The sequence below is a fragment of the Chrysosporum bergii ANA360D genome, from assembly GCF_029891735.1.
In the GTDB taxonomy this organism is placed as follows: Bacteria; Cyanobacteriota; Cyanobacteriia; order Cyanobacteriales; family Nostocaceae; genus Umezakia; species Umezakia bergii.
The window spans coordinates 1-13,675 of the sequence record NZ_JANQDH010000032.1 but is presented as its reverse complement, the minus strand read 5'-3'; the positions used below and the strand labels follow the sequence as shown (position 1 = coordinate 13,675).

11 protein-coding genes are annotated in these 13,675 nt (G+C 42.2%); 6 read left to right on the top strand and 5 right to left on the bottom strand.

What is annotated here, in order from left to right; genetic code table 11:
• On the bottom strand, nt 1-1,341 hold the full coding sequence (locus NWP17_RS04570) for a four-carbon acid sugar kinase family protein (protein ID WP_280653730.1): 1,341 nt from the start codon (nt 1,339-1,341) through the stop codon (nt 1-3).
• Between the two features lie 85 nt (nt 1,342-1,426).
• Here NWP17_RS04570 and NWP17_RS04565 point away from each other — a divergent pair, with 85 nt between their 5' ends.
• The 3 genes from NWP17_RS04565 (at nt 1,427) to NWP17_RS04555 (ending at nt 4,766) form a co-directional block, all read left to right on the top strand.
• The gene (locus tag NWP17_RS04565; RefSeq protein WP_280653729.1) at nt 1,427-2,479 is read left to right on the top strand and encodes a dipeptide epimerase; all 1,053 of its coding nucleotides are present in this window, start codon (nt 1,427-1,429) and stop codon (nt 2,477-2,479) included.
• Nucleotides 2,463-3,509, top strand: coding sequence for an N-acetyltransferase DgcN family protein (locus tag NWP17_RS04560; protein WP_280653728.1), 1,047 nt, complete (start codon nt 2,463-2,465; stop codon nt 3,507-3,509). The genes NWP17_RS04565 and NWP17_RS04560 overlap by 17 nt, the downstream gene beginning before the upstream one ends.
• Before the next feature lie 213 nt (nt 3,510-3,722).
• Complete coding sequence (locus NWP17_RS04555) at nt 3,723-4,766, top strand: aspartate carbamoyltransferase catalytic subunit (protein ID WP_280653727.1); 1,044 nt, start codon at nt 3,723-3,725, stop codon at nt 4,764-4,766.
• Nucleotides 4,767-4,901: 135 nt separating this feature from the next.
• Here NWP17_RS04555 and NWP17_RS04550 read toward each other — a convergent pair whose 3' ends face one another.
• From NWP17_RS04550 to NWP17_RS04535, 4 genes are all read right to left on the bottom strand, one after another.
• Nucleotides 4,902-6,242 carry a TldD/PmbA family protein gene (locus NWP17_RS04550; RefSeq protein ID WP_280653771.1) on the bottom strand — a complete coding sequence of 447 codons (1,341 nt, stop codon included), beginning with the start codon at nt 6,240-6,242 and terminating at the stop codon, nt 4,902-4,904.
• A 255-nt stretch (nt 6,243-6,497) separates the two neighbouring features.
• Complete coding sequence (locus NWP17_RS04545; RefSeq protein ID WP_280653726.1) at nt 6,498-7,970, bottom strand: TldD/PmbA family protein; 1,473 nt, start codon at nt 7,968-7,970, stop codon at nt 6,498-6,500.
• A 141-nt stretch (nt 7,971-8,111) separates the two neighbouring features.
• A complete protein-coding gene (locus NWP17_RS04540) occupies nt 8,112-8,564 on the bottom strand; it encodes an SRPBCC family protein (protein WP_280653725.1) in 453 nt (150 codons plus the stop codon).
• A 308-nt stretch (nt 8,565-8,872) separates the two neighbouring features.
• Complete coding sequence (locus tag NWP17_RS04535) at nt 8,873-10,333, bottom strand: GTP-binding protein (RefSeq protein WP_280653724.1); 1,461 nt, start codon at nt 10,331-10,333, stop codon at nt 8,873-8,875.
• 117 nt (nt 10,334-10,450) lie between these two features.
• Here NWP17_RS04535 and tpiA point away from each other — a divergent pair, with 117 nt between their 5' ends.
• The 3 genes from tpiA (at nt 10,451) to NWP17_RS04520 (ending at nt 13,590) form a co-directional block, all read left to right on the top strand.
• A complete protein-coding gene (gene tpiA / locus NWP17_RS04530) occupies nt 10,451-11,188 on the top strand; it encodes a triose-phosphate isomerase (protein WP_280653770.1) in 738 nt (245 codons plus the stop codon).
• An 81-nt stretch (nt 11,189-11,269) separates the two neighbouring features.
• Nucleotides 11,270-12,118, top strand: coding sequence for a dihydropteroate synthase (folP, locus tag NWP17_RS04525; protein ID WP_280653723.1), 849 nt, complete (start codon nt 11,270-11,272; stop codon nt 12,116-12,118).
• A 356-nt stretch (nt 12,119-12,474) separates the two neighbouring features.
• On the top strand, nt 12,475-13,590 hold the full coding sequence (locus NWP17_RS04520; RefSeq protein WP_280653722.1) for a type III PLP-dependent enzyme: 1,116 nt from the start codon (nt 12,475-12,477) through the stop codon (nt 13,588-13,590).
• Nucleotides 13,591-13,675: the final 85 nt, after the last annotated feature.

The following is a 13,675-nucleotide window of genomic DNA, read 5'->3' as shown; positions in this document are numbered from 1 at the left end:
TTATGTAAATGGGCTGTATCTATTTTTAGTTAATCTTTGGTAAATTGTCACCAAGGCATCAGCATCGCCCACATTGCCAGGAAACAGCACCACTGGCAAATTGGGAAACTGACCATGTTCTGAAGTTGTGGTCACCATTGAACAACCAGGTAAAACTTGTCCTAGCAAACGGGCTGAGTTTAAACATAGACCCGTACTCAAGACATCATTTGAGGTAATCCCCCCCTTACTGATTAAAAATCCGATATCAGATGGTAAGCCCCGGACAACATCCATCAATAAACTAGAAACTTTCACCCCAAATTCTAATCTAGTCCTGACATCTTTAAAAGTAAGTTCTTGACGACTGGTATAAACCACTGGTGTTTTCCCGGCATTATGTACTGCCTGGGCAGCTGCTAAAATCTCAGATAATAGTTTAGCAGATTCATTGCCCCCATCATTGAGTAACCGGGCTACGTCCACTTGGATACCCTGAGTTCCTTCCACTAGCAATAACTTTTCTAATTGCTGCGTTGTCTTTTTGACATGAGAACCAACTATCACTGCACCCGGCTGACCATTGCGGACATATTCAGCCATATTTTCTGGAGCAATGGGTTGGGGAGGTAAACCTGCTAAAGCCGTTAGAATACTAGCAGCACTGCGAAATAAAAATTTTTTTCCTTCACTGGCTGCTGTTAGCACATCCACGGCCAAACAGTTGAGATCCCTTTGAGTTTCACCATCTACCACCACGCACTGATTATTACTCAGTTGTAGTAAGCGTTCTAAACTACCACCACGGATATCACTCAGTAAAAACCTAGTTACTGATTCCGCACTAATACGCCCTTGAGTTTTTTCATCTACATATTCAGGTAAGTAACTGTGATGGTAGCCAAACACCGAATCACGGGCAAATTCAGTTTCATGTACTGGGGTGGGTACACCATCAATAATCAAATAATGCACACTGTCCCGGGTAATGCGTCCCCCCTCAAAAAATGCTGGGACGAGAAAATGAGCATCAAAAGGGCCAAGTTCTTCGGCGATCGCATCTGTTTCTATGGGATAATGTCCCCTCAAGGTAGAATCAGAACGGCTGACAATCAAAAAATCAGTTATATTTTCTGTAGCTAAGGCTTGTTTTAAGTTTTGACAAACTTCCCTAGTCACAGATGCTGCTGACTCTGGCGGTAATGCCCTGGTATTTGTCAAAATAAAGAAAATTGGCGAATCATCCTGCAAACCCAGGCGCAGGGTATCCACATCCCAGCGCATTAGTAGTAAGCAGCTGTGGACTGTTTGTGAACCCGTGGGGTCATCATCTAAGACAATAATTTTTGGTTTGTTGCTCATGTGTTTAGAAACATCCTCATGATAGTCCTGTGGGTAAAATGTGATATTACACTGTTTTTGCTGTAGACAGATATTGAATATATTTATGAAATTAGAAGTAAACTTATTTACGGTCAATAAAAGATTTCCCCTGACTATTAGTCGTGGTACAACAGCGCAAACCACAAATATATGGGTAAAAATTATACAAGATGGCATAGCAGGTTGGGGTGAGGCATCACCTTTTGGCGTTGGCACTCATGCTCAATCAACAGAGATGATCGTGAGTTCTTTACAGCAACTTACTCCTGTATTAGAAACACTCCACCCATTACAACGCCAGCAAATAGAACAAATATTCACACAACACCAGGTTCCTTCATCAGTGAGGGCTGCGCTAGATATGGCCATGTATGACTGGCTGGGTAAGGGTGTGGGATTACCACTGTGGGCAATTTGGGGACTTGATCTTAATGTTATAGTACCAACTTCGGTGACAATTGGCATTAATTCACCAGCCAAAGCTAGGGCTAGAGCGCGGGACTGGTTACAATTAATTGATGTGCGCTTGTTTAAAGTTAAATTGGGTAGTCCTGATGGTATTGATGCAGATCAGCAAATGTTGTTAGCAGTACAACAAGAAGCACCAGGTTTAGAATTATTTGTAGATGCTAACGGGGGTTGGAGTTTAGAAAATGCTATTTATATGTGTAACTGGTTAGCTGATTTAGGTATAAAATATGTAGAGCAGCCATTATCACAAGGTCAGGAACAGAGTTTACTCCAACTAAAGGAAAAATCTCCCCTGCCAATATTTGTTGATGAAAGTTGCTTTACCAGCAGCGATATTCCCCATTTAGCCAACTATGTGCATGGTATCAATATCAAATTGATGAAATCAGGGGGACTCACAGAGGCCATACGGATGATACATACAGCCCGCGCCCATGGATTACAAGTGATGTTCGGTTGCTATTCTAACAGCGCACTAGCCAACACGGCCGCAGCCCAGTTAGCGCCATTGGCAGATTATTTAGATTTAGACAGTCACCTTAACTTAATTGATGACCCGTTTCAGGGTGCATTAGTACAAGAAGGAAAAATTTTACCAAACGATTTACCTGGCTTGGGGGTAGAATACAGTGCATTTACCGCTTAATCAAAAAGTAGCCATTCTCCTACATCAAGGAGTTACAGGGACTCAGGGTAAAACAGGGCTATCACTTTTACGCTACAGTGAATCGCCAATTGTTGCTGTGATTGATCGTGATTCTGCTGGCAAATCTCTGTCAGAATTAACAGGAATTAAACGTGATGTGCCGATTGTAGCATCATTAACAGCAGCACTGGAGTATAAACCGGAAGTTTTAGTAATTGGTATTGCACCCAAAGGCGGCGCTTTACCGGAAGATTACTGGCTAGAAGTGAAAAATGCTTTACAAGCGGGAATGTCCTTGGTGAATGGTTTACATACACCATTGGCCAACATACCAGAGTTAAATGCACTGCTAAAACCAGGACAATTAATTTGGGATGTCCGCAAAGAACCAGCTAATTTAGCTGTGGCTAGTGGGTTGGCTAAAACTCTTCCCTGTCGGCGAGTGCTGACTGTAGGAACTGACATGGCCATCGGCAAAATGTCAACTAGCATAGAATTACATAGGGAGTCACTGCACAGGGGCTGGCGTTCCAAATTTTTGCCCACTGGTCAAACAGGGGTAATGTTAGAAGGGGAAGGCGTACCCTTAGATGCTGTGCGGGTAGACTTTGCAGCTGGTGCTGTAGAACAAATGGTGATGCGTTATGGTCACAATTACGATATTCTGCACATTGAAGGACAAGGCTCACTGCTTCATCCTGGTTCCACCGCCACTCTGCCTTTAATCCGTGGTTCCCAACCAACTCACTTGATTTTGGCACATCGGGCTGGACAAGTACAAGTGCGTAATCATTCCCATGTGGTGATTCCCTCTTTACCAAGGGTAATTCGCCTCTATGAAACTGTAGCTAGTGGGGAAGGAGCTTTTGGTAATGTGTCAGTGGTGGGTATAGCTTTGAATACAGCCCATTTAGATGAATTTACAGCATTAGAGGCGATCGCTCAAACCACAGCTGAAACAGGTTTACCTTGCAATGACCCCTTGCGTTTTGGCGCTAGTCTCCTCTTAGACGCTATCATCAGCAATTAAGGAACTAGAAAAGTAAATATTTCCTACAATTGGTTGACAAAAGTTAAATTAATAGAACTAATAAAAAGTTTGGAACCGTCTCAAATTGGCTAATAGGCTGGAAAACAAGGTAAAAACAACTATGTATTCACATACAAGGCAAGTGTTATGATTTGCACTGCATATGTAACCTAATTACAATCCCCTGTGTTTCAACCAGGGGAAATATGAATTATGCCTACTACCACCTGGAATCGTCATCACGTTTTATCCCTAGCTGACTTCACAACTACCGAATACAACACTGTTTTACAAACTGCTGCTAGTTTTCAGGAAGTGCTATCACGAAGAACCAAGAAAGTACCAAGCCTACAAGGACAGGTGGTGACAAACTTATTTTTTGAACCATCCACACGCACCCGCAGCAGTTTTGAACTCGCCGCCAAGCGCCTCAGTGCAGATACACTCAACTTTGCCGCAGCTAGTTCTTCCATCACCAAGGGAGAAACCATTCTCGACACAGCCAAGACCTATCTAGCCATGGGAACTGATATTATGGTGATTCGCCACCGAGAAGCAGGAGTACCCAACGCCATCGCCCAAGAAATGGAACGTCTGGGGGTGGGGGTGAGTGTCCTCAATGCTGGTGACGGTCAACATGAGCATCCTTCCCAAGCACTGCTAGATTTATTTACAATTTGTAACTTAATTGACAGCAGTCAGCCCCGCTTAGAACTGTTAAAAGATAAAAAAATTGCCATCGTTGGAGATATTTTACATTCCCGCGTGGCGCGATCGAATATCTGGAGTTTAACAGCCAGTGGCGCTCAAGTACATCTAGCCGCACCACCTACCCTGTTACCCAAGTTATTTGCTGACTTTGTGTTACAAACAGGTGAAACAGAAAACCTGTTAAATCATCACACACCCTCATCAGCCACCGTCAACCGTCAACTATTTTTACATTGGCAACTACAACCCGCCTTAGAGAATGCCGATTTTGTCATGACCTTACGCCTGCAAAAAGAAAGGATGACAGGTCACCTACTGCCAAGTTTGCGAGAATATCATCAAAGCTTTGGCATCACCAGGAAAAAACTCCAACTATGCCAGCCCAACGTAAAAATATTACATCCAGGTCCAGTGAATCGGGGTGTAGAAATTAGCTCAGACTTAATGGATGATCCAGAATTTAGCCTGATTCAGTCCCAAGTTACCAGTGGTATCGCCATCCGCATGGCCTTGTTGTACCTGTTAGCTAGCGGTAAAGACCGTTAAGTTCCCATTCAGGACTTCAGTCCTCCCCATTTCCCCAAAACCCCCACAGCCAAAGCCACTTGATGAAGTTAATCATACTCTTAGCGGGCAAGATGCCCGCACCATAAGAGTTTGATCATTGATATTTGTACTTCATTACTCCCCAGTAATGGAAAGTTGATCAACCCAAATTTTAGGACACACCCCACCAGGGGTAAGCTCTACTTCCTTGTCCACATAAACTATTGACTTCAGCAAGTCTAAGAAATCACCAGCCACAGTTGCCGACTCAATACTAGTCTTCACACCTTTGTTAACTAACCAACCATCAAAAGGCAGAGAAAAAGAACCTTGTAAAGATTTTACTCCAGCATGGAGAGCTTGCAAATCATCAATGAAAATCACATTTTCCGCAGTATCCAAACTCAAAGCCTGTTCAGGTGAATTGGCTGCAAAAACATGATAAAAGTGAGGACTGACGCTAACTTTTGCACCAATACTAGCATTACCTGTGGGTTGGGCATTCATTCTTTTAGCAGTACCCGCACTGTGGAGGAAACTTTTTAAAATGCCATTTTCTATCAGCGCAACTTGACGAGTGGGAGTTCCTTCACCGTCAAAACTTTCCGCCCCAAAATTAGCAGGGTGCAGAACATCATCATAAACTGACAGCAGGGGTGAAGCAATTTGTTTACCTAAATCATCAGCCTTTGATAAACTCTGGTTATCTAGAATGTTTTGAGCATTGAACAAGTTAGAAAATGCCCCTAACAAACTTAAAAAAGCATCGGCAGAAAAAACAACTAGATATTTACCAGATTTAACTTTTTCATAATTCAAATGACTGATGGTTTTCTCCGCTGTTTCCTTGATACAACCATTGATATCTAGATTATTTAAACTCCTGTTAATTCTAAAAGCGCTACCACTGCGGGGTTTTCTCCCTTCTTCTTCGGTTTTGCTATATAGATAAATTGATGCCAAAGAATGAGATTCAGTCCTAGTTGCGCCATTGCTATTGAGATAAAATCTGTCAATATCTCTTTGAGCTAAACCGTTGTAAGGCACACCCTTAATTGCCTCATGAGCCGCTAACAGTTCTTTTTCGGCTGAGATTAAACTATTGATCAACTCAGACACAGGCGCTTGGGGGGCTTTTTCCTGATGTGTATTGTGTATGGGAACAGTTGCTTCTGGGCTAAAATCAGGGACATTTTCTTTCAACCCAAAAAAACTAGCTTCGTAGGCTGTTTTTAAAGCTAGTTCTAGCCCCTTAGCATCTACATCACTGGTGCTGGTGACACCCATTGTATTTTCTTCATTCCAGACACGAACTGTTACCCCAGAACGATTTGAGGCTTTAACCTGTTTTGGCTCACCTTGGTCTACTTGGACGCTAGTTTCATCAATGATGGAACCATAAATATCAAACTTCTTAATGCCAAGCTTAGTGGCATTTTCCTGGGCATTATTGGCGATTTCACCAATGTTACGCATAGTCATAAATTTTGGATTTTAGTTTTTGTGTTTTAGTTGTTGTGTTTTTGTTTTAGGGTTTTGATTCATGGAAGAGTCAGGGCTAAAGTTTCCGTGGATTCTTGCATCAAACTTTTTAGTTTATCTGCTGTGATTCAACCGGACTCAACGATAGAATTTCTTAAACAAGTGAGATACAAATGTAAATGGTAAAAGTCTTGTAGTGCAGGCCTCTTCCCTAAAGATGTAGCTCACTTGGGCAAAATTCGCTAAAATTCATCTACCACCAACGGTGATGGAATCAACCTTGATGTGGGGTTGTCCAACTGTGGTGTAGATACTACCACTAACAGAACCACAAAAGCCGGGAGCAATTTCCAAATCTTGGGAACACATAGAAATTTTGTTCATGATTTCCTTGGCTTCACCAATCAGGATTGCCCCTTTTAGTGGTTTAGTGATGTGGCCATTTTCAATTAAATAAGCTTCATCTACACCAAAGTTAAATTGACCTGTAGCGCCAACACTACCACCACCCATTTTTTTACAGTAAATGCCCTTATCAACAGAGTTTAATAAATCTTCTGTGGTGTATTCCCCAGGAGCAATATAAGTATTACGCATCCGACTAGCAGCAGCAAAAGTATAACCCTGGCGGCGACCACTTCCAGTTCTGGGGTGTCCGGTGCGAACAGAGCCTGCTCTATCGGCTAAGAAGTTTTTCAGAACACCTTTTTCAATTAATAAGGTTCTTTGGGCTGGCATTCCTTCATCATCCATGTCAATAGTACCGAAGGCATTTTCTGTCCGACCTTCGTCCCAAGCTGTTAAACTTTCGTGGGCAATTTTTTCACCTTTTTTGTCAGCAAAAGGAGTAGTTTTACGTTCAATTTGGGTAGTTTCTAGCAGATGTCCGCAGGCTTCGTGGAAGATTACCCCACCAAAGTGATTAGCCATAATAATGGGGTAAGTACCTGATTCTACATAATCTGCATACAACATTTTTCCGGCAGATTCGGCAATTTGCTCTGATGCTTGTTGATAATCCCAAGTTTTCAGGAAGTTAGGATCACTCGTATTACCAGCCCGTTCGCCGATAGAGGCGCGATGGGCACCATCAGCACACAACAGGTTAAATCCTACCGATTGAGTGAGGCGAATATCCCGGGCAAATGTACCATCACTACCAGCAACTAAAATTTCTTGCCAGTCTCGGAAGTAAGAAGCCCGGCGCGATTGTACATGGTTGGCTTTTTGCTGGAGGTGGCTAGTTCCATCAAGCAGAATTTCTCCCATTTCTCGAATGGAACTACACAAAGGTAGCCATCCATCTTTACCTCTTTTTGTGGCGTAGTCTCTGAGTAACTCTAGGTTAATTTCTGGGATGAAGGCGTTATGGCTGGGTAGTTCTAATCCCAAAATGGCAAGACCTTTTTCTAAGGCTGCTTTTAAACCAGAAAAGGAAAGATCATTGGTGCTGACGTAACAATCGGCTTTCCCACGAAATACCCTCACTCCCGCACCTGTAACTAAACTGGGAGAAATACTTGTAATTGCGTCGTCTTCGGCTAAACAACTAATATAGTTACGACGTTCTAAAAATAATTCGATGAAGTCAGCACCTGCGGCGCGTCCTAGTCCTAGAAGGGTAGCCAATGGGGCTTCCCATGTGTCATCGAATCGCTCGCTGGTGGATGAGTATTGTAGTGTGGGGATTTGGTTGGACTGAAGTAGCGTACTTATGAGCATGGATAGCCTCTTGTTTTGTTTAAATTTTAGATTTTAGATTTTAGATTTTAGATTTTGGGTTGGGGGTTAGCTAGAATTTTTTTCAACGCTAGGGAGCAGGATGCTCCCACTACTACATAGTATATAACCAATAACTAATGACTAATGACTAATGACTAATGACTCCGCAACTCGTTTCAAGCGACCTAGTTGGGCTTGCATATCTGCTTGAGTCCAAGCAGCAGCAAAATTGTTAAATCCCCAACTAACTATCGGGTTAGGAATATGGAACTCAAAACGGTTGACAAGAAGAGTTCCTTGTGGTATTGGTTGACATTCCCAGCGATCGCGCCCCTGGAAAAATCCCTGAAATTGCCAAACAACTAAACCAGGTTCCCGTTCTACCACCACACTATATAAACTGGGTTTAAGTAGAGGAATTTGAATCACAAAGCGACTTTGACCGCCAAGCTCAGTACTCCAAGCCTCCCCCACAGGTTCGCAACACAAGGCTGGATTTAGCCAACGGTGCATGAGTGTTAAATCAGTAATGCAGCGTTCTACCACTGAAGCTGCGGCATTAATTTGAATTGATTGTTCAAAAACTCGGGACATTCTATATTTTGATTTTGATTCCTGTTTAGTATTTCAACTTATGACCGAAATATCAACGGCGAGCAGAGCTAATGGCTTCACACATGGGGGTTAGCTGTTGGCGATTTTAATCGCCTTGGGCATTTAGTACCTCTAATATACCATACCCTAGGTGTTAAAACTACAGTTGTGAAAGCAAGGAGCGTCAGTGATGCTGGAATCCCCCGCCTTATTGGGTGGGGAGTGTCAATCTTGTAATAAGAAATAGCAAGAGTGAGTAATAATTCTGTTACCAAAGAGTTTTTAGAAACCTAATTTTTCCCACCGCTTTAGTATTTAAGTCTTACCTTCCGTTGTAATTCCTCTTTAATACGGTTAAGGATAGATTTTTCATCAAGGTTGGCTAAAATCCGACTAATCACTGCTTTGGGTCCTTCATCCCCCCATGTTGCCCCATTAGCCAAATAAACTTTAGTAACCTGTCCAATACCATAGGAAGAAACCCCAGCCACCCCTGCTTGAGTAATAGCCACAGATACATAAGGGGCAAAGGTAGCGCCGGCACTAGCCGATGCAGAAACACCCAACAGAGTTTTTAATCCACTCAAACCTAAATTTGCCAACAACTCACTAAAACCGATACCGCCCATACTCAGAGCGATTTTTTGTAGTAATTGCACAGCACCACTTTCACTCATGGGGATGCCATAGAGTTTAGATAAACCTAAAATCAGCGAAATATCAATAACTATACTGCTCAGTATATCTACTACCGTAACTGGATTGATAGCGATAGCCACCGCCTTAGTCATCACAGCCTTCCAAATCAACTGATTAGCATTTTCTTCACGAATTATCAGTTTTCTTTGTACTAACCGCTCATTGACATGATCAGCATAAAGCATGGTATTCAGAGCCACCAAAGCTTTACCTTCACGGTGCAAAATCTCCAAAATTTTCACCTTCAGTTCTTCAACCCGGGCTTTACTAGCGCGTAATTGTGCTGCCCTAGTACCATCAGGGCGAATAATTGCCGTCTTTACCAATGGTGAAGCAGCTGCCATGACGATTTCTAAAGGGGTGAGCAACTCCCGCACCCTTTCATCTTGGATTTTGTGATAAATTGCCATGCGGTCAGCTTCAGGATATTGGTCTACTTTATTAAATACCAGAATTATCGGTTTACCGCATTCCCGCAATTGAGACAAAGCCTCATGTTCTATCTTAGTCATGTCCCCAGCAATAACAAACAAAATTAAATCTGCTTGCTTTGCCACCTGTTCAGCCAAGTCCGCCCGGGTTTCACCATCTACTTCGTCTAAGCCAGGAGTATCAATTAGTTCTACCTGAGATTCACCACCGGCAGGTAAAGTTACCCGTAAAGCCCGTTCATTTTGGCCAATAGTTTCCTCACTAATACACCAGTTAACTTTTTGGGCATCACGGGTGACTCCATGCAGGGGGCCAGTTTCAAACACCGATTGTCCCACCAAGGCATTTAATAGAGAGGACTTACCCCGCCCCACCATGCCAAAAGCAGCAATTTGCACCACCATCCTGTCTAACTTACCCAGCATAGCTTCTAAATCAGCCAGTTCAATTTCCAATCCTCTCTTTTCCTGGGGAGTCAGGTCAAGATTAGTGACTAAGTGGCGTAGTGCCGTTTGTGCTTGTTTATAGTTGAGTTCCGTTTGAATATGGTCAAAACTGAAAATAGCACTATCTAGTTCTTCTTCCCAGTTGGGCGAAGGGCCATGTGATGGTTCAGGAGAAGGTAATGTGGAAGTCATATCAATTTGAAATGTGAAATTTAAAATTTGGGGCTAATGACCAATGACCAATTACCAACAAAACGTCATAAACTGAAAATTGCATCTAGTAGCTTGAGAATCTTGACTAAATCACCTGTGCGGAAAATAGTTATTGCCGGTAACTGGAAAATGTTCAAAACCCAGGCAGAAACCCAAGACTTTTTACAGGGATTTCTGCCCCACTTGGAGGAAACACCCCCGGAACGAGAAGTAGTATTGTGTCCTCCTTTCACTAACTTAAACGTTTTATCCAAAAGTTTGCATGGTAGTCGCATCCAGTTGGGAGCGCAAAATGTTCACTGGGAGGAAAATGGAGCCTACACAGGTGAAATTTCTGCCCCCATGTTGACAGAACTTAGTGTACGTTTTGTCATTGTCGGTCATAGTGAAAGACGACAATACTTTGGTGAAACAGACGCAACGGTTAATCTGCGCCTGAAAGCCGCTCAAAAGTACGGTCTCACACCAATTTTATGTGTAGGCGAAACTAAAGAACAACGCGATGCAGGGGAAACTGAATCACTAATTACCAGCCAGCTAGATAAAGACCTGATAGATGTGGATCAGAACAGTCTAGTAATTGCCTACGAACCAATTTGGGCCATCGGTACTGGCGACACTTGTGAAGCACAAGAAGCTAATCGGGTAATTGGCTTAATTCGTAGTCAGTTGAATAATCCCCATGTTTCTATTCAATACGGAGGCTCAGTAAAGCCCAATAATATTGATGAGATTATGGCTCAACCAGAAATTGATGGCGCTCTCGTGGGCGGTGCAAGTCTTGAACCTGCCAGTTTTGCTCGCATTGTCAACTACAAAGTCAACTACAAATAATCTCATGTCTCACGCTGTTTCCCTGGCCAAGCTGGGGAAGGCGTGCATCCATGAGTTTTAATGAGTTTTGCGGAAATCATTATGTCAAACCAGTTAATTATTAGAGAACGCTGTTTTATCTGGGGACAGCGAACCTATCTTATGGGTGTTTTAAATGTCACACCCGATAGTTTCAGCGATGGCGGGGCGTTTAATCATAGCGATCGGGCTTTAGCACAGGCAAAAGCAATGGTAGCAGCCGGCGCTGACATTATCGACGTGGGTGGTCAATCAACTCGACCAGGAGCCAAGCAAATCACTCTTGCAGAAGAACTGAATCGGGTAATACCTGTATTGCAAGTTCTCCGACCAGAAATTACAGTTCCCATCTCCGTAGATACTACTAGGTCTGCTGTAGCTAAGGCAGCTATAGAAGCGGGGGCGGATATGATTAATGATATTTCCGGTGGCACCTTTGACTTAGAAATGCTGCCCACACTGGCCAGTTTAGATGTGCCAATTGTGTTGATGCACATCCGGGGAACACCAGAGACAATGCAGCAAATGACTAATTATCAAGATTTAATCCCGGAGATTTCTAGTTTTTTAGCAGCACAAATTTTAGCCGCCACAAGTGTAGGGGTTGATCAGAAAAAAATTATTATTGATCCGGGGATTGGTTTCGCCAAAAACTATGAGCAGAATTTAGAAATTTTCCGGCGCTTGGGTAAATTAAAAGCCCTAAATTGCCCTATTTTAGTAGGACCATCCCGGAAAAGCTTTATTGGTCGCATCCTAAATCAACCAGACCCCAAAGCACGGGTTTGGGGAACAGCAGCCGCTTGTTGTGCTGCTATTTCTCATGGTGCTGATATTCTCCGTGTTCACGATGTTGAAGAAATGCGCGATGTATCACTGGTAGCTGATGCACTGTTACGACCAGAAGTTTGACCACCTCTCACAGCCATTGGCTTTGCCAGTGTCGTAGGCGATCGCACCCCAGATCATCACGTTAGCGATTATATTAAACATCCTCTAAAGATTTTTAGGTAAACATAATTTACTTACACATAATCAAGGTCTAGCAACTTGAACTAATAAAAAAGATAGTTATTTGAACCTGTGCCAACAGGTTCTTTATTTTTACATTAGCCCTGAATTCGCGTGAATTAGAGCGATAAGTCTTAGCATCAATTAATACTATAAAGAATTCAGTACAAAATTTAACTATTTGTTAACCTGTTCTTAACCTTCTCTTAACTTAAGGAGTATATACTGGTTAATGTGAACATTTAGAGGTAAATAATGTGACTGTGCTTAATACATCAACACTCAGTAATAGTGGTAGAACGCAACATCAAAATAAAATTGATGATTTCCTGCAAAAGAATCTTCCTACTCCTTATTTAGTTATTGATTTAGATGAAGTTAAACAACAATATCTAAATCTAGCTACTCTGCTTCCTAGTGCCAAAATCTATTATGCCGTCAAAGCTAATCCTGCTCAACCGATATTGAGATTATTGGCGAATTTAGGTTCTTGTTTTGATATTGCCAGTATTGGTGAGCTAGACCAATGCCTAGAAATTAATATACCTCCAGATAGAATTTCTTATGGCAACACTATCAAAAAAACTCAAGACATTGCCTATGCCTACAATTCAGGAATTAGGTTATTTACTTTTGATAGTTTAGAGGAATTGCAAAAAATTGCGACTGTAGCTCCAGGCTCAAAAGTTATTTGTCGTATTTTTGTTGATAACTGCGGTGCAGAATGGCCACTATCTAAAAAGTTTGGATGTGAAGTTTCGACGGCTCATCATTTGCTCTTGCAGAGCAAAGAATTAGGTTTATATCCTTATGGTGTTGCTTTTCATGTAGGCTCACAACAATGCAATCCTAATCAATTTGATGTAGCTATCAGTCAGGTGGCACAACTTTTTGTTAGGTTGCGTTTAGAAGGCGTCGAGTTAAAGATGATTAATTTGGGAGGAGGGTTTCCTGCTCATTATCAATCACCTATTTTAGACACCAACAGTTATACGGATGTAATTAAAGAATCATTGAATCGTCACTTTAGAAATTCAATTCCAGAAATCATGATGGAGCCTGGAAGGTCTTTAGTTGCTGATGCAGGTACAATCTTGACAGAAGTTGTGTTGATCAGCAAAAAAAGCTTTCAACACGAGCATCTTTCTTGGGTCTTTGTTGATATTGGTAAATTTGGAGGTTTGATTGAAACAATGGACGAATGTATCAGATATCGTATTGTTGCTCCCAAATACAATGGTTGTACTGAGAAAGTAGTCATAGCTGGTCCAACTTGCGACAGTGTTGATGTTCTGTACGAAAAGAACCATTATGAACTCAGGACTTACGCAACTGGCACAGGCGATCGCTATATTATAGTATTTGTGTACTGAAATAAGTGACACAACTAGCACAAATAGTGGGCGGGCTTCGCGGTAGCAAAGCGACAAATTGAATCAAACCAAACACATAGAAATA